Annotated in this window: 10 protein-coding genes; 5 read left to right on the top strand and 5 right to left on the bottom strand. The window is 71.4% G+C overall.

What is annotated here, in order from left to right; translation table 11 throughout:
* Positions 1-7 precede the first annotated feature (7 nt).
* From ACZ6KO_RS16395 to ACZ6KO_RS16375, 5 genes are all read right to left on the bottom strand, one after another.
* Positions 8-925: an ABC transporter permease gene (locus tag ACZ6KO_RS16395; protein WP_469304644.1), complete on the bottom strand. Its 918-nt coding sequence runs from the start codon at positions 923-925 to the stop codon at positions 8-10.
* A 24-nt stretch (positions 926-949) separates the two neighbouring features.
* Entirely contained in the window at positions 950-1,873 is a 924-nt protein-coding gene (locus tag ACZ6KO_RS16390; RefSeq protein ID WP_469304643.1) for an ABC transporter permease, read from the bottom strand.
* Between the two features lie 199 nt (positions 1,874-2,072).
* Positions 2,073-3,722: a peptide ABC transporter substrate-binding protein gene (locus ACZ6KO_RS16385; protein ID WP_469304642.1), complete on the bottom strand. Its 1,650-nt coding sequence runs from the start codon at positions 3,720-3,722 to the stop codon at positions 2,073-2,075.
* A gap of 424 nt (positions 3,723-4,146) precedes the next feature.
* The gene (typA, locus tag ACZ6KO_RS16380; RefSeq protein WP_469304641.1) at positions 4,147-6,051 is read right to left on the bottom strand and encodes a translational GTPase TypA; all 1,905 of its coding nucleotides are present in this window, start codon (positions 6,049-6,051) and stop codon (positions 4,147-4,149) included.
* Between the two features lie 280 nt (positions 6,052-6,331).
* Positions 6,332-8,899 carry an ABC transporter substrate-binding protein gene (locus tag ACZ6KO_RS16375; protein WP_469304640.1) on the bottom strand — a complete coding sequence of 856 codons (2,568 nt, stop codon included), beginning with the start codon at positions 8,897-8,899 and terminating at the stop codon, positions 6,332-6,334.
* A 370-nt stretch (positions 8,900-9,269) separates the two neighbouring features.
* Between ACZ6KO_RS16375 and ACZ6KO_RS16370 the strand changes: the two genes are divergently transcribed.
* The 5 genes from ACZ6KO_RS16370 to ACZ6KO_RS16350 all read left to right on the top strand — a co-directional run bounded on the left by ACZ6KO_RS16370 (position 9,270) and on the right by ACZ6KO_RS16350 (position 16,646).
* Entirely contained in the window at positions 9,270-9,497 is a 228-nt protein-coding gene (locus ACZ6KO_RS16370; RefSeq protein ID WP_469304639.1) for a hypothetical protein, read from the top strand.
* Between the two features lie 100 nt (positions 9,498-9,597).
* Positions 9,598-10,425, top strand: coding sequence for a hypothetical protein (locus ACZ6KO_RS16365; protein ID WP_469304638.1), 828 nt, complete (start codon positions 9,598-9,600; stop codon positions 10,423-10,425).
* A 1-nt stretch (position 10,426) separates the two neighbouring features.
* Positions 10,427-12,373, top strand: a complete 1,947-nt coding sequence (locus ACZ6KO_RS16360) for a fumarate reductase/succinate dehydrogenase flavoprotein subunit (protein ID WP_469304637.1) — start codon at positions 10,427-10,429, stop codon at positions 12,371-12,373.
* Entirely contained in the window at positions 12,370-13,149 is a 780-nt protein-coding gene (locus ACZ6KO_RS16355) for a succinate dehydrogenase/fumarate reductase iron-sulfur subunit (RefSeq protein WP_469304636.1), read from the top strand. Before ACZ6KO_RS16360 ends, ACZ6KO_RS16355 begins: the two co-directional genes overlap by 4 nt.
* A gap of 71 nt (positions 13,150-13,220) precedes the next feature.
* Positions 13,221-16,646: a protein kinase domain-containing protein gene (locus ACZ6KO_RS16350; protein ID WP_469304635.1), complete on the top strand. Its 3,426-nt coding sequence runs from the start codon at positions 13,221-13,223 to the stop codon at positions 16,644-16,646.
* Positions 16,647-16,707: the final 61 nt, after the last annotated feature.

The raw sequence follows: 16,707 nt of genomic DNA, 5'->3' as shown, positions 1-16,707 counted from the left end.
CGGGGACCTACCGCAGCTTCGGGTCGAGCGCGTCACGCAGGCCGTCGCCGACGAAGGCGAAGCCGAGCACGGTGACGACGACGAACAGGCTGGGGAAGATCCACAGGTGGTCCTCGACGCCGATGAACTGCTGGCCGTCGGCGAGCATGTTGCCCCACTCGGGGACGTCCACGGGGACGCCGGCGCCGAGGAAGGACAGCGAGGCCACACCGATGATCGCGGTGCCGACGTTGAACGTCGCGTACACCAGGACCGCGGTCAGCGAGTTGGGCAGGATGTGCTTGCGCACGATCCGGGGACCGCTGGCGCCGAGCGCCTTGGCCGCGTGGACGTAGTCCATCTCACGGACCGACAGGATCGAGCTGCGCAGCAGTCGGGCGACGGTGGCCCACGAGAAGATGGCCAGCGAGATGATGACCGGGGTGACGCCGCGGCCGGTCACCAGGATGATGACCATGGCGCCGATGAGCAGCGGGAACGCCAGGAAGACGTCCACCGCGCGCATGATGATCGTGTCGGCGAACCGGGCGAAGTAACCGGCGATCGCGCCCATGAAGACACCGATCAGCACGGCGAAGAGGATCGACGCGAGACCGACGATGACGGCGATGCGGGCGCCGGCCAGCAGACGCGAGAACACGTCGCGGCCGAGCGAGTCGGTGCCCATCCAGTGGTCACCGCCCGGCGAGGCCAGGGTGTTCATCAGGTTCTGGGCCTGCGGGTCGTACGGGGTGACCATGTTGCCGAACGCGGCGGTCAGGAAGAGCACTGTGACGATGCCCAGACCGACGACGGCCAGCTTGTTCTGGAAGAAGCGGTGGCGGATCTCGCCCCACTGGGTGACCTGCTTGGGTGCGGCTTCGGTGGTCGTCGCCGGCGCGGGGGCCTCGTCACCCACCGCCGGGCTCTTGACGAGCTCAGACATAGGAATTTTCTCCTTGGGGGACGGTCAGCTGAGTCGGATGCGCGGGTCGAGGGCTGCGTAGAGCAGGTCGACGACCAGGCTGAGGAGGATGAAGATGCCGACGCTGTACGTCACCACACCGACCACGATCGGGTTGTTCTGCTGCTGCACGGCCTGGACCATGGCCAGACCGACGCCGTCCCAGTTGAAGATGGTCTCGGTGATGAGCGCGCCACCGAGCAGACCGCCGAAGGCGATGCCCAGGTAGGTGACGACCGGGATGACGGAGTTGCGCAGGACGTGCTTGAACAGCACGCGGCGGCGCGGGAGTCCCTTGGCCACGGCCGTCTTGACGTAGTCGGCGCGCAGCACCTCCAGCATCGTGCCGCGGGTGAGGCGGGCCACGAACGCCACATCGACGATGGCGAGGGTGACCGCAGGAAGGATCAGCGCCTGGAAGTCGTCACCGCCGATCGGCAGGATCTCCAGCTCGATGGCGAGGAACCGCTTGAGCAGGAAGCCGATGACGAAGGTCGGGAAGCCGACCAGCATGGTCGTCATGAATGTCGTGGTGACATCCAGCATGCTGTATCTCTTCAGCGCGGCGATGATGCCGACGGCCATGCCGAGCGCCGAGACCAGGATGATGGCGAAGACGGCCAGCTTGGCCGTGTTGACCAGCTTCGGGCCGAGGATCTCGCTGACCTCGCGCCGCTGGACGTAGTCCTCGCCGAGGTCACCGGTAGCGACCTTCGCAACGTAGTTGACGTACTGCTCGGGCAGCGACTTGTCCAGTCCGTACCGCTTGTGGAGCTCCGCGACCACTGCGGGGTCACGTGCCTTGTCGCTGCCCGCGATCGAACCCACGGGGTCGCCGGGGAGCACGAACAGACAAGCGAACAGAACCATGGTCGCGCCGATGAGCGTGATGACCATCTGCCCGAGGCGACGGGCGACGTACCTTCCCATGTTTTGCCTCTCTACCTGGCCGCTTCTGGGAGCAGCGGCCTCCGGTCCTTACGACGGACCGGCTCTCGGCGGGCGGGGGAGCCCGCGAATGTGAGGGGTGCCGAAGTGAAAACGGCCCTGGCGAGCGGGGCCGCGGCCCACCGGGTCACCCGGGGGCCGCGGCGCGTGCGCTCGTGACGGATCTCCCGTCAGGAACCGCTTACTTCTTGAGCGAGATCTTCTCGAGGATCGGGTCCTCGTTGAAGTTGATGTCGTCCAGACCGTTGAACTTGTCGGTCGCCATCAGGCGGTGCTGGGTACGGTTGAAGGTCGGGATGAGGGCCATGTCGTCCATCGCCATCTTCTCGGCCGCCTGGTACATCTTGATGCGGGCGGCCTCGTCCTTGGTGGCGCGCGCGTCGTCGATCAGCTTGTCGAACGCGGGGTTGTTGTAACGGGCGCGGTTGTCACCCGTGACGTTGCCGTCCGCGTCCTTGGCCATCGAGGTCGAGTGCAGGAGCGGGAAGAGGAAGTTCTCCGCCGTCGGGTAGTCCGCGCCCCACGCGAAGCGGTACAGGCCGGAGGCCGAGGAGCTCTGCTGCTCCTTCAGCATGCCCGGGAAGTCCTTGCCGTCGAGCTTGACCTTGACGCCCAGGACGTCCTCGAGCTGCTTGGCGATGGCCTGGACCCACTCTTCGTGGCCCGCACCGGAGTTGAAGGAGAAGCGGATCTCGGTGCCCGGCTTCAGGCCGCCCTTCTCCGCGTGCTCCTTGGCCTTGGCGACGTCCTGCTTGACGCAGGAGCCGCAGACGCCCTTCTGGTACGAGGTCGGGAACGCCGGCGGCACGATGGAGGACGACGGGTTCTGGAAGCCCTGGAAGACACCCTTGGCGATGGCCTCGCGGTCGATCGCGTAGGAGACGGCCAGACGCGCGTCCACGTTGTTCAGCGGAGCGCTGTCGCCGATCGGCAGAACGAAGTTCATGCCGGTGGTGTCCTTGGTGAACCACTTGCCCTGCGGCTTGTACTTCGCCTCGGCGACCTTCAGCTGCGGGGTCGGGATGTGGGCGTAGTCGAACTTGCCGGCCTGGAAGCCCTCGTACTCGAGCTGCTGGGCGGTCTTGGTGTTGAGGATCTCGATCTCGACCTTGCCGAGCTTCGCCTTCTCCAGCCCGTAGTCGTCGTTGCGGACGAGCTTGATGGACTTGTTGTGCTCCCAGGCGCCGTCCATCTTGAACGGACCGTTGCCGATGGGGGCCTCGCCGAACGCCTTGTCCTCCTCGCCGACCTTGGCGACCTTCGGGACCGGGCTGTAGGCGCCGTGCGCGGTCTTGAGCGTGAACTCGCAGTCCGGGGCGCTCAGGTCGACCTTGATGGTGGACGCGTCGGGCGTGGTGACACCGGCGAAGGTGGTGGTGGTGCCTTCCTTCAGCTCCTTGTAGCCCTTGATGCCGGCGAAGTGGTACGCGACATCGGAGGCGGCGGCCTTGTGGGCGACACGGGCCCAGCCGCGGGCGAAGGACTCGGCGTCGACGGGCTCGCCGTTGGAGAACTTCGTGCCCGACTTGATCTTGAAGGTGAAGCTGTTGCAGGCGTCGTCCGGGGTGGCCGACTCGGCCAGCATCGGCTCGATCTTGCCGTCCGGCGTGTTTCCGTACAGGCCGGTGAAGAGAGCGTTCGCCACCACGACGCCGGTGGACTCGTGCGCACGGCCCGGGTCGATGGTGTCCGGCTCGGTGCTGCCGAAGCGGAACGTGCCGCCACCGGCGCTGCCCGCGTCGTCCTTCTTGTCCCCGCCACCACAGGCAGTCGCCGCAAGGGCGACGATGATCGCGCCCGCGACCCACTTGGCGCTCTTGGCACCACGCATGGGTTTCCTCCTCATGAGTCCACTGATCGACTTGAGGGACACAGGTACGTTTCGCCGACACCCCTGACGGCGATAGGAACAGTGCCCCGAGTGTGCTCGTGAGTCGGCGCTCCCCACAGCGCGTGACCCATTGACCCGAGCTCAATGGAGCCATCCTCAGGGACGCCCAGACCGTAAACCACACTTAAGTGGTCTCGTTTTCACAACATCGATCCCCGCCAGAAACCCGAAATCCGGACAAAGGGATCAGAGACAGACACACGCGAAACGGACGGTTAGCACACCTTCCGGAGTGTGACGGTCGGTATCCGGACATCAGATCGACATAATCCGCTTGACACAAGCGAACAGCCCGGCCCCGCACGAAACCGTGCGGGACCGGGCTGGGCGACCCTCTGTGAGGTCAGTTACCCCTGGCGGCAGGCTACTTGGCGGCCTTGGCGCGCGAGGCGGTGCGCGAGCGCTCCTTCTGGTCCAGGACGACCTTGCGGATGCGCACGGCCTCCGGGGTCACCTCGACGCACTCGTCGTCGCGGCAGAACTCCAGGGACTGCTCCAGGGAGAGCTTGCGCGGCGGGACGATCGCCTCGAAGGAGTCGGCGGAGGAGGAGCGCATGTTGGTGAGCTTCTTCTCCTTGGTGATGTTCACGTCCATGTCGTCGGCGCGCGAGTTCTCGCCGACGATCATGCCCTCGTACACCTCGGTGCCGGGGTCGGTGAACAGCACGCCGCGCTCCTGGAGGTTGGTCATCGCGAACGCGGTGACCGCACCGGCGCGGTCGGCGACCAGGGAGCCGTTGTTACGGGTGACCAGCTGGCCGAACCACGGCTCGTGGCCCTCGTGGATCGAGTGGCCGATGCCGGTGCCGCGGGTCTGGGTCAGGAACTCCGTACGGAAGCCGATCAGGCCACGGGACGGAACGACGAACTCCATGCGGACCCAGCCGGAGCCGTGGTTCGACATGTTGTCCATGCGGCCCTTGCGGACACCCATGAGCTGCGTGACCGCGCCCATGTGCTCCTCGGGCACGTCGATCGTCATGCGCTCGACGGGCTCGTACGTCTTGCCGTCGACGTCCTTGGTGACGACCTGGGGCTTGCCGATGGTCAGCTCGAAGCCCTCACGGCGCATCTGCTCGACCAGGATGGCGAGCGCGAGCTCACCGCGGCCCTGGACCTCCCAGGCGTCCGGGCGCTCGGTGTCGAGCACGCGCAGCGAGACGTTACCGATCAGCTCGCGGTCGAGGCGGTCCTTGACCTGGCGGGCGGTGACCTTGCGGTCCTTGACCGCGGCCTTGGCGTCCGCGCCCTTGCCGGAGCCACCACGGCCGACCATCGGGGAGGTGTTGGTGCCGATGACCATGGAGATGGCCGGCTCGTCCACCGTGATGAGCGGCAGCGCGATCGGGTTCTCCGGGTCGGCCAGGGTCTCGCCGATCATGATCTCGGGAATACCGGCGACGGCGCAGATGTCACCGGGGCCGGCGACCTCGGCCGGCTTGCGGGTGAGCGCCTCGGTCATCATCAGCTCGGTGATGCGGACGCTGGAGACGCTGCCGTCCCGCTTGATCCACGCGACCGTCTGGCCCTTGCGCAGCTCGCCCTGCTCGACGCGCAGGAGCGCGATACGGCCGAGGAAGTTGTCGGCGTCGAGGTTGGTGACGTGGGCCTGGAGCGGCGCCTCCTCCTCGTACGTCGGGGCGGGGACGTGCTCGAGGATGGTGGAGAAGAACGGCTCCAGGTTGGTGGAGTCCGCCGGGACGGTGCCGTCCTCCGGCTTGGTCAGCGAGGCGATGCCGTCACGGCCGCAGGCGTAGACGATCGGGAACTCGATCTGGTCCTCGTCGGCGTCCAGGTCCAGGAACAGGTCGTACGTCTCGTTGACGACCTCGTCGATCCGGGAGTCCGGGCGGTCCGTCTTGTTGATGCAGAGGATGACGGGCTTGCGCTGCTGCAGGGCCTTGCGGAGCACGAAGCGGGTCTGGGGCAGCGGACCCTCGGAGGCGTCCACCAGCAGGACGACGGCGTCGACCATCGACAGACCGCGCTCGACCTCGCCACCGAAGTCGGCGTGGCCGGGGGTGTCGATGATGTTGATCGTGATCGGGGCCCCGCCGTCCTTGGGGTGATACTTCACCGCCGTGTTCTTGGCGAGGATCGTGATGCCCTTCTCACGCTCCAGGTCGTTCGAGTCCATCATGCGGTCGTCGAGCTGCTGGTGGGCGGCGAAGGCACCGGCCTGCTTGAGCATGGCGTCGACGATGGTCGTCTTGCCGTGGTCGACGTGGGCGACGATGGCGACGTTTCGGATGTCGTGGCGCGTGGGCACTGCGGCGCTTCTCCCGGGATCGTGGATGGCGTCGCGTACGGTCCGGCACGCGAGCCTCGCCGGGCGGAAAACCTGCCACGGCCTTACCCCATGGTACGTCGCGTGGCGGGAAGCGCCTGCCGGGGGGCTGTCAAGAGGCCGGACGGCTGAGGGTGGGGGTGGCCGTCCGGCGCTGGTCCATCGGGTCAATGGGCAGGTACGACCTTGCCCGCCGGAAATCCGGCGGGCAAGTGAATTGAGTCAGTTCTGAGCTTGCGGCCCCGGGTTCACCCGGGCGTCGTCACTTGTTCTTCTTGCCCTTCGCGGGGGCGGGCTTCTTCCATCCGATGTCCTGGTAGCGGGGCGCCGCCAGGCCGAAGGCGCCGGCGTTGACCACGCCCGGCTTCGACGCGACCAGCTCGGGGCGCTGGTAGAGCGGGATGGAGCCGGCGGCGGCCCAGATCCGGGCGTCCGCCTTGCGCATCAGCTCGCGGGACTGCTTCTCGTCGAGCTCGCCGAGCGCCTGATCGAACAGCTGATCGATGTGGTCGGTGCCGACCCGGGTGTAGTTCTGCTCCACCAGGAGCGAGCCGTCCGCCGCGGGCTCGGGCTTGGCGAAGATCGGGCGGGCGTCGGTGGCCGGGAAGGCCGTCGCGGGCCAGGAGTACAGGGCGAGGTCGTACTGGCCCGAGGCGATGTGGTCCTTGAAGAAACTGTCGTCGGAGACCTTGGTCACCTCGGTGGCGATACCGATCTTCTTGAGCATCAGGGCGATCCGGTCGCCGACCGCGCGCAGCGAATCCGAGCCGGGGCCCGAGGGCAGGACGAACCGCAGGGCGAGCGGCTTGCCGTCCTTGGCCAGCATGGCCCCGGACGTCTTGGCGGCCTGCTTGGCGGGCGCGGCCGGCGGGGTGCTCGCGCCGTCGCGGGCCGGGTTGCGCTTGGCGTCGTCGGCGTCGGCGGTGGTGCCGGCCCGGAGGGCCTCGGACTGCGCCAGCAGCGCGGCCTCCTGCTGCTCGGCGAAGGGCGCGGGGGCGACCAGGTTCGTCGAACCCTTCTCCTGCGGGGCGCCCTGGGTGCCCGGCTCGGCGCCCGGGGCGCCCTGGGTCCCCTCGGCGAACGCGTCGGCGTCGACGATCTCGCCGTCGGGCCCGTACGCGAGCCCCTCCGGCAGCTCGCCCTCCGCCGGGCGGACGACGTCGTCACCGGGCAGCCGGTGCACCCCGGCGGGCACGGCGCCGGTGGCCGGCCGGCCCGAGAGCTGGGCGAAGAGCGCCGCGACCCCGCCGGACTCCGCGGCCTTCTTGGCCCGCGCGGCCGCCGCCCGCCGCTCGGCCGCGGTGGCCGGGACCGCCCCCGGCGCGTCCGCCGCCGCCCGCGCCGCGGCCCCGACCGCCGAGAGGTCGCCGTTGCGCTCGTCGTCCTGGCCCACGATGTAGAGGCCGTCGCTGCCGGTGCCCGGCCCCGCCGCCCGCTTGGCGTCGTCGCTGCCGGTCCGCTGCGCGCCCGCCTTGGTGCCGGCGGGCACGTTGAGCTTGCCGCCCTGGCGCCAGCCGGCGTCGGCGAGGAGCGCCAGGGCCGCCTTGGTGTCCTGGGAACCGAGGGCGCCGCTGTTGTCGGCGTACGTGTGCTGCCCCGCCAGGGCCAGGTGGCTGCCCACCGGCTTCGCCGGCAGGCCCAGCGGCTTCAGGACGACCTCGGCCAGCGCCTGCCGGTCCAGCGCCCGGGCCACGGCCCGGCGCACCCGCTCGTCGGCCAGCGGTCCGGTGGCCCCGTTCAGCGCCAGCTGCGTGTAGGCGGGCTCCAGGGACTTGCGGACGGTGAAGCCGACCAGCGCCCGCTGCTCCTCGGCGTACGTACGGACGGCCTCCGCCCGCTTCGCCCGCGCCTGCATCTCGGCCCGGACGACCTCCTCGTCCGCGCTGTGGGCGTTCGCCCAGGCCAGCGTGGCCTGGTCCGGGGTGAGCTCGGTGGAGGGCCCGTGCGCCCCCTGGGCCGCCGGGTCCTTGCGCTTGGCCAGCGCGATCCGGTCCGCGGCCGCCCGGTCGATCTCCGCGAGGTCCAGCTTCCCGGCGGCCAGCGCCGCCGGGCGCTGCGCCCGGGGCACGGCGGTGAGGACCAGGGTGTCCAGCTTGGCGGGCCGGCCCCACCACCGCGGGTTGCGCGAGAGGGCGGCCGTGCCGGTCTTCTTGTCGATCGTGCCGAGGTTGAAGGGGCCGGCGGTCACCTTCAGGGTGCCGCGCGCCCCCTCGTTGAAGGCCTCCGGCGTGCCGGTGACCTGCTTGGGGTAGAGCGGGGTGAACAGCGAGCGCCAGTCGGCGTAGGGCTTGGCGAAGGTGACCTTGACCTCCAGGTCGTTCGCCCCGCGCTCGATCTTCTCGATGCGGTCGTAGCCGGCGTTGCGGGCCGTCCAGTACGCCGAGTCCTTGCCGTTCAGGGCGCGCCACTGGGCCACGAAGTCCGGTGCGCCGATCTCGCGCCCGTCGCTCCACACCGCCTGCTGGTTGAGCTTGTACAGGACAACCTGCTTCGGCTCGCGCGCGACGACCTCGGCCTTCTCCAGGTAGTCGGGATTGGCCACCGGCCGGCCCTTGGCGTCCATCACGAACAGCTGGGGCAGCACCGCCCCCGCGATCCGGGACGTGGTGGCGTCGGCGTCGGCCTGGAAGGAGTTCAGGGTCTCGGGGAGGGTGTCCACGGCCCACCGCAGCACACCGCCGTCCTTCACCTGCTCCCGGGCCGTCGCGGCGATGTCCGGCCCGGCGGCGGGCGAGCCTCCCTCGTCGTCGGCCCCGCAGCCCGCGAGCAGCGGCAGCGCGAGGACGCCCGAGGTCAGCAGCGCCAAGGAGCTGCGCCTTCTCTGGGACATGGGTGGTACCTCCGGGGCGGGGGCGAGCGGGTCGCGTACTCGATCGCGCACGTCGCGTACGTGATCACTAATGGCGGTATTTGGAGCTGATCACACTGATGTCGAAACCCACTGAAATCGACGCCCCGGCCCGCCCCGCGCACCCGCCGCGCGCCACGCCGCGAACCCCACCCGTGCGGACCAATCCCGCCCGCCCGCGGACGCGCGTTCCCTCGGACGAGGGATGAAAATGGAAGCAGGGAGGGGCGCACAGATCGCGCCTGCGCGCCCGCAATCGCTGCACGTCCCTTCACAACCGGGGACGCGAGGCGCGACACTCGCAGGCGCACATGAGCGTTGCCACCGCAACCTGCGGAAGTGAGGGCAAGTCATGTCCCTGCAGGACGATTTGAATGCCGTACGGCGCAACCTGGACGAGCTGACGCGCAAGGTCGAGCAGCTGGAGCGGAAGGCCGCGCGGCAGAAACCGGCGGGCGGCCCCGGCGCCGCACCGGATCCGTCCCGGATGGTGACCATCCCGGACGCCCCGTACGACAACGCGCTGTGGACCGACAGCGACGACGAGGGACTCGGAGCCCGCGACCGTCGGGCACCCTGAGCCCACAAGCCGTACCCCCGCTACCCCATCAGGCCCAGCCGCGCACCGTGCGCGGCTGGGTCTCCTGGGCCACCCCTGACCACTCCACCCGGAGTTCCCCTTGGCCACAGGCACCGAACCACCGCGACCCCGGCAGCTGACCGGCGTCCACGACATCTCCCGGGCCGCGATCGCGGCCCGGCATCTGCGTACCGACCGCTGGTGGCTGTCCCCCGCGGTCACCGCGGCAGGGCTGTTCGCCTTCATCGTCTATTCGACGTGGCGGGCCTTCGCGAACGCCGACTACTACGCGGCGCCGTACGTCTCGCCCTTCTACTCCCCCTGTCTGGCGGAGAACTGCGTCCCGATGAAGGACGGCCCCAACTGGGAGATCTTCGGGAGCTGGTGGGGCCTGTCCCCCGCGCTGCTGATCCTGATCTTCCCGCTCGGCTTCCGGCTGACCTGCTACTACTACCGCAAGGCCTACTACCGCGGCTTCTGGGCCTCGCCGCCCGCCTGCGCGGTCGCCGAGCCGCACGCGAAGTACACCGGCGAGACCCGCTTCCCGCTGATCCTCCAGAACATGCACCGCTACTTCTTCTACGCGGCGGTGCCGGTCGCGGGCATCCTCACGTACGACACCGTCCTCACCTTCCGGGACGAGACGTACGCGTGGGGCCACATGGGTCTGGGCACCCTGATCTTCCTCGTCAACATCGGACTGATCTGGGCCTACACCCTTTCGTGCCATTCCTGCCGGCACATCATCGGCGGCCGGCTCAAGCACTTCTCCAAGCACCCGGTGCGCTACCGGCTGTGGGGCTGGGTCGGGAAGCTCAACTCCCGTCACATGCAGCTGGCGTGGGCGTCGCTGATCAGCGTGGCGCTGTGCGACTTCTACGTGTACCTGCTCGCGACCGGCACCATCACCGACCCGAGGATCTTCTGACATGGCTCAAGTCGACCGGCAGCAGTGGGACGTGGTCGTGGTCGGCGCGGGCGGCGCCGGGCTGCGGGCCGCGATCGAGGCCCGCGAGCGGGGCGCCCGTACGGCCGTGATCTGCAAGTCCCTGTTCGGCAAGGCCCATACGGTGATGGCCGAGGGCGGCATCGCGGCCTCGATGGGCAACGTCAACGAGGGCGACAACTGGCAGGTGCACTTCCGCGACACCATGCGCGGCGGCAAGTTCCTCAACCAGTGGCGGATGGCCGAGCTGCACGCCCAGGAGGCCCCGGACCGGGTCTGGGAGCTGGAGACCTGGGGCGCGCTGTTCGACCGCACGTCCGACGGGCGGATCTCGCAGCGCAACTTCGGCGGGCACGAGTACCCCCGGCTCGCCCACGTCGGCGACCGCACGGGCCTGGAGCTCATCCGCACCCTCCAGCAGAAGATCGTTGCCCTCCAGCAGGAGGACTTCAAGGAGACCGGGGACTACGAGTCCCGCCTGAAGGTCTTCCAGGAGTGCACGGTCACCCGCGTCCTGAAGGACGGGAGTGACGGCGGCGACGGCGGTGACGGTGGCGACGGCGGTGACGGCGGCCGGGTCAGCGGCGTCTTCGCCTACGAGCGCGAGTCCGGCCGGTTCTTCGTGCTGGAGGCGCCGGCCGTGGTGCTCGCCACCGGCGGCATCGGCAAGTCGTTCAAGACGACCTCCAACTCCTGGGAGTACACCGGCGACGGGCACGCGCTGGCCCTGCTGGCCGGCGCGCCGCTGCTGAACATGGAGTTCGTGCAGTTCCACCCGACCGGCATGGTCTGGCCCCCGTCGGTGAAGGGCATCCTCGTCACCGAATCGGTGCGCGGCGACGGCGGCGTGCTGCGCAACAGCGAGGGCAAGCGGTTCATGTTCGACTACGTCCCGGACGTCTTCAAGGAGAAGTACGCCGAGACGGAGGCCGAGGGCGACCGCTGGTACGAGGACCCGGACAACAACCGGCGTCCCCCCGAGCTGCTGCCCCGCGACGAGGTGGCCCGCGCGATCAACTCCGAGGTCAAGGCGGGCCGCGGCTCCCCGCACGGCGGCGTGTTCCTCGACGTCTCCACCCGGATGCCGGCGGAGCGGATCAAGCGGCGGCTGCCGTCGATGTACCACCAGTTCAAGGAGCTGGCGGACGTCGACATCACCGCCGAGCCCATGGAGGTCGGCCCGACCTGCCACTACGTGATGGGCGGCATCGCGGTCGAGTCCGACACCGCGGCCACGGTCGGCGTGCCCGGCCTGTTCGCGGCGGGCGAGGTCGCGGGCGGCATGCACGGCTCGAACCGGCTCGGCGGCAACTCGCTGTCCGATCTGCTGGTCTTCGGCCGCCGCGCGGGTCTGCACGCGGCGCGTTACGCCGAGGAGCTGGCCGCGCGCCCGGCCGTCGCCCAGGAGCAGATCGACGTCGCGGCCGCGGAGGCCCTGGCCCCGTTCCGCGCCGAGGACGGGGCGGAGAACCCGTACACGCTCCACCAGGAGCTCCAGCAGACGATGAACGACCTGGTCGGCATCATCCGGCGGGAGGGCGAGATGCAGCAGGCCCTCGGCAGGCTGCGGGCCCTGCGGGTGCGGGCCTCGCGGGCCGGGGTCGAGGGGCACCGCCAGTTCAACCCGGGCTGGCACCTGGCGCTGGACCTGCGCAACATGCTGCTGGTCAGCGAGTGCGTGGCCCGCGCCGCGCTGGAGCGCACCGAGAGCCGCGGCGGCCACACCCGCGAGGACTGCCCGTCGATGGAGCGGGACTGGCGGCCGGTGAACCTGGTGTGCCACCCGGTGGACCCGCCCCCGGCGGATCCGGCGGCCGACCGGATCCGACTCGCCCGTACCCGTACGGAACCCATCCGACCCGACCTGCTCGCACTCTTCGAGAAGGAAGAGCTGGTCAAGTACCTCGCCGAAGAGGAGCTCTACGAGTGACGACCTACGACGCACGCTTCCGGATCTGGCGGGGCGACGCGGACGGCGGCGAGCTGCGGGACTTCACCGTCGAGGTGCACGACGGCGAGGTGGTGCTGGACATCGTCCACCGGCTGCAGGCCACCCAGGCCTCTGACCTCGCGGTCCGCTGGAACTGCAAGGCGGGCAAGTGCGGTTCGTGCAGCGCGGAGGTCAACGGCCGGCCGCGGCTGATGTGCATGACGCGGATGTCGACCTTCACCCGTGAGGAAACGATCACAGTGACCCCGCTGCGGGCCTTTCCCGTCGTCCGGGACCTGGTCACGGACGTGTCGTTCAACTACGCCAAGGCGCGGGAGGTGCCGTCCTTCGTGCCCCCGCAGGGGGTGGCCGCGGGCGACTACCGGATGCAGCAGGTGGACGTCGACCGCTCGCAGGAGTTCCGCAAGTGCATCGAGTGCTTCCTGTGCCAGGACACCTGCCACGTGGTGCGTGACCACGAGGAGAACAAGAAGGCCTTCGCGGGCCCGCGCTTCCTGATGCGGGTGGCGGAGCTCGACATGCACCCGCTGGACGCGGCCGCCGAGGCGGGCCTGGACCGCAAGGCCACGGCCCAGGACGAGCACGGTCTGGGCTACTGCAACATCACCAAGTGCTGTACGGAGGTGTGCCCCGAGGGCATCAAGATCACCGACAATGCGCTGATCCCGCTGAAGGAACGGGCCGTGGACCGCAAGTACGACCCGCTGGTCTGGCTGGGAAGCAAGATCGGGCGTCGGCGTTCCGACCCCCGTTAGCGCGATCACGGTACACAATGCCCCCTGGGAGAACGCCGGGTGCCGACCGGTGTGATGTCAGGGGGCTTCGCGTGCGGGTGGGGGACGAGCTGGCCGGCCGGTATCGGCTGGACCAGCGGCTCGGCCAGGGCGGCATGGGCGAGGTGTGGCGCGGGTACGACCTGACGCTGGACCGGTCCGTGGCCGTCAAGGTGCTGCTGGAGGCGGCGTCGGAGAACGACGAGGTGGTCAGCCGGTTCCGGCGCGAGGCCACCATCGGGGCACGGTTGCAGCACCCGGGCATCACGGTGGTGCACGACGTCGGCCGGCACGCCGGGCGGCTGTTCATCGTCATGGAACTGCTGGCGGGCGAGGACCTGCGCACGCTGCTGGGCCGCTCGGCGGGCGGGCTGCCGGAGGCCCTCGCGGTGGACCTGGCGGCGCAGACGGCGGAGGCGCTGGCCGCCGCGCACGAGCAGGCGGTGGTGCACCGCGACCTCAAACCCGCCAACCTCTTCGTCCTGCCCGGCAACCGGGTCAAGATCTGCGACTTCGGCATCGCGCACTCCTCGGACGCGACGGCGGGCTGGACGGTCACGGGCCGCTGGTTCGGCTCGCCGCCGTACATGGCGCCGGAGCAGTGGCACGGCGCGCACGTGGACGCGCGGTGCGATCTGTACGCGCTGGGGTGCGTGCTGCGCGAGATGCTCAGCGGCGAACCGCCGTTCGGGGCGGCCGAGTCGCCGTACGTCCTGCTGCGCCGGCACGTCGAGGAGGTGCCGATGCCGCTCCGGGAGGCCGGGTTCCCGGTGGCGCCGGAACTGGAACGGCTGGTGCAGACGCTGCTGGCGAAGGACCGGGCGGACCGGCCGGAGTCGGCGGCGGTGGTGGCCAAGGCCCTGCGGGGCCTCGTGGGGGCGGGCGGTCCCGGCCCCGCGGGTCCTTCGGGGGCGGCTGATCCGGCGGGTGCGGCGGGGGCGGCTGCCGGGCACGCCGCCACGGTGGCCGATCCGCGCGTGCCGGCCGGTACGGACGGCCGCGGGACGGAGGAGACGGGCGGAACCGGGGCGGCCGGATCGCCGGATCCGGTGGCCGGGGGCACGAACGGGGAGCCGGCGGACGGGAGCGGCGCCCCGCAGGCGGCCGGGGGCACGACCGGGCCCCCCGACGGGACCCCCGACGGGCCCGCGGACCGGAGCGGGACCGGGAGCGCCGACGGGGCCACGGACCGGAACGCGGCCGGGAGTGTGGCCACGGACCCGGACGCGGACCCCGCCGAGGGGGCCGCGGGCGACGCGGTTCCCGAAGCCGTACGGGAGTTCGCCCGCGAGCTGGTGCTGGAGGCCGAGGAGGCGTTGCGGGCCGCGGTGCCCGACAGGGAGAACCTGCGCGTCGAGGCGCTCGCCGCCGCGGCCGACGCGGCGGCCCACTTCGACGCCGCCCTCGCGGGCCGGCTGCTGGAGGGCGCCGAGCGGTACGCGTGGACCGACGGGCAGGGCAACGGGGTCCGGGTCGCCGAACTGCTGACCTTCCTGGCCCGCCGGACCTCGCGGCACGCGCCCGCCCGCAGCGAGCGGCTGCTCACCGACGCCCAGCAGGCGCTGTTCACCGTCTTCGGGTCCAACCGGCCGGCGCCGCTGCGCCTGGTCGCCGAGGAGCTGGCCCGCGTCTCGCCCGCCCGCGGCGCCGCGCTCGCCCGGCGGTACTTCGAGGAGGGGTCGGCGGCCGCGGACCGGATCTGGGCCCGGGTGGCCGTGGCCACCGCCGAGACCGACTTCACGCTGGCCCGGGCGCACCAGGCCCGGATCGGCGACGTCATCCTGCGCGTGAGCACGCACGCGGACATGATCGTGGTGCTCAGCCGCCGGGACCTGCCCGCCGCGCTGCTGCTGGCCGGTCAGATCCTGGACGGCGCGGACCGGGTCGAGCTGCTGTGCCGGATGGCCGGCGAACTCGACGCCGCCGGGGACCGGGGCGGCGCCGCCGAGGCGCTCGGCGCGGCGGAGCGGGCGTACGCGCGCTGGGTGCCGGAGTACGCCGCCTGGCTGCGCGAGCACGCGGCCGAGCACGCCGAGGCCGGCCGCCTCGTCGAGGCCGAACGGCTGCGCAACAAGGCGGAGGCCGTCCTGCGTCAGGACGGCAGCGCCTCCGACGACGAGCGGGGGGACCGGGTCCGGGCGGCGCTGGCCTGGGCGCGCGGACAGGGCGCGGCGCGGCAGCGGCCGGTTTTCCTCGGCCTGGCGGCGGCCCGGGAGCGCGCGGCCGCGGCCCGTGATCTGCTCGACGCCCCCGAGCGGGCGCGTGAGCTGGCCCGGCTCGCCCAGGAGTGCGTGGGCGCGCGCCGCACACCGTGGCTTCCGGAGGCGGCCGCCGACCCCGGGGCCCGGCCCCGTGAGGGCGCGGTGCTCGCGGTCAACGCCGAAGCGGCCACCCCCGTACCGGCCGCGGACACCTCCCCCGGCGCACGCCAGTGGTTCACCGGCGCGCACCCGGAGGCCGTGTGCGCCGCCGGGGACGGCGTGGTCTGGACGGCGGGCGAGGAGGTGGGCGCCGTACGGGGCGACGGCCGCGGCACCCGGTGGACGGCGGCCGCCGACGAGGGCGTGCCCGCGCCACCGCTGGACGAGCGCCAGCGGGTGCTCTGCGCGGCCGACGCCGACACGGTCGCCGTCGCCGTGGAGCAGGCCGAGGGCACCGGCGTACGGCTGCTGGCCCGCGAACCCCGGGACGGCCGCGTGCGGTGGTGGCGGGACCTGCCCGAGGCGGGCCCGGCCCGGCGGGACCAGTCGCCCCTGACGGTGACGGGCGGGCTGGTCCTGTACGCGGGCGAGCGGGAGCTGACGGCGCTGGCCGCGGACACCGGGGAGGTCCGCTGGCGGCGGCCCGGGCGCTACCACCCCTCGCTGCGGACGGCCGTGGGCGGGGACTGCCTGGTGCTGGCGAGCCGCGACACGCTGCTGGGCCTGCACCTGGACGGCGGCGCGCTGCTGTGGACCTGGCAGCGCGGTGCGGGCCGGGTGCTGGTGCCCCCGGGCGCGCCGCCGGTCTCCGAGGGCGTGGTCGCGGTCCGCGACGGTACGGCGCTGCGCGCGCTGGACCGGCGGCGGGGCACGGAGCTGTGGTCCGCGGAACTGGGCACGCCGTCGGCGGTCCTGCCGGCCGGCCCGGTGGTGTACGCGGCGGGCCGGCGGCCGCAGGACAAGGGCGATCTGGTGTTCGCGTTCGACCCGGCCACGGGGCGGGAGCGGTGGCGCCAGCGGATGGCGCAGCACGACGGCGGCTGTGCGCTCCAGCTGGTGGGCGTGCGCGGGGGGCTGCTGTACGTGAAGTCGGCGCGCGGCAGCCGGGGCCGGTTCGGCCGGGTGCCGCAGGGCCCCTTCCTGTCCGCGCTGGACGTGACGACGGGCAAGCCCCGGTGGTTCTGGGAACACCCGGGCATCGGCCACGCCGACGCCGTCCTCGTCGACACCACGGCGGTCCTCGCCCTCCCCGCCCTGACCGCGATCGCCCTCCCCTGACCACGTCGGCCGGCGCGCGCCTTCCGGGTGCGGGGGTGGGGAAGCGCCCATAACCTCCCAA

It is taken from the genome of Streptomyces sp. NPDC042102, assembly GCF_055582305.1.
The sequence above is the reverse complement of the archived record's forward strand: the minus strand, read 5'-3'. Positions and strand labels throughout refer to the sequence as shown.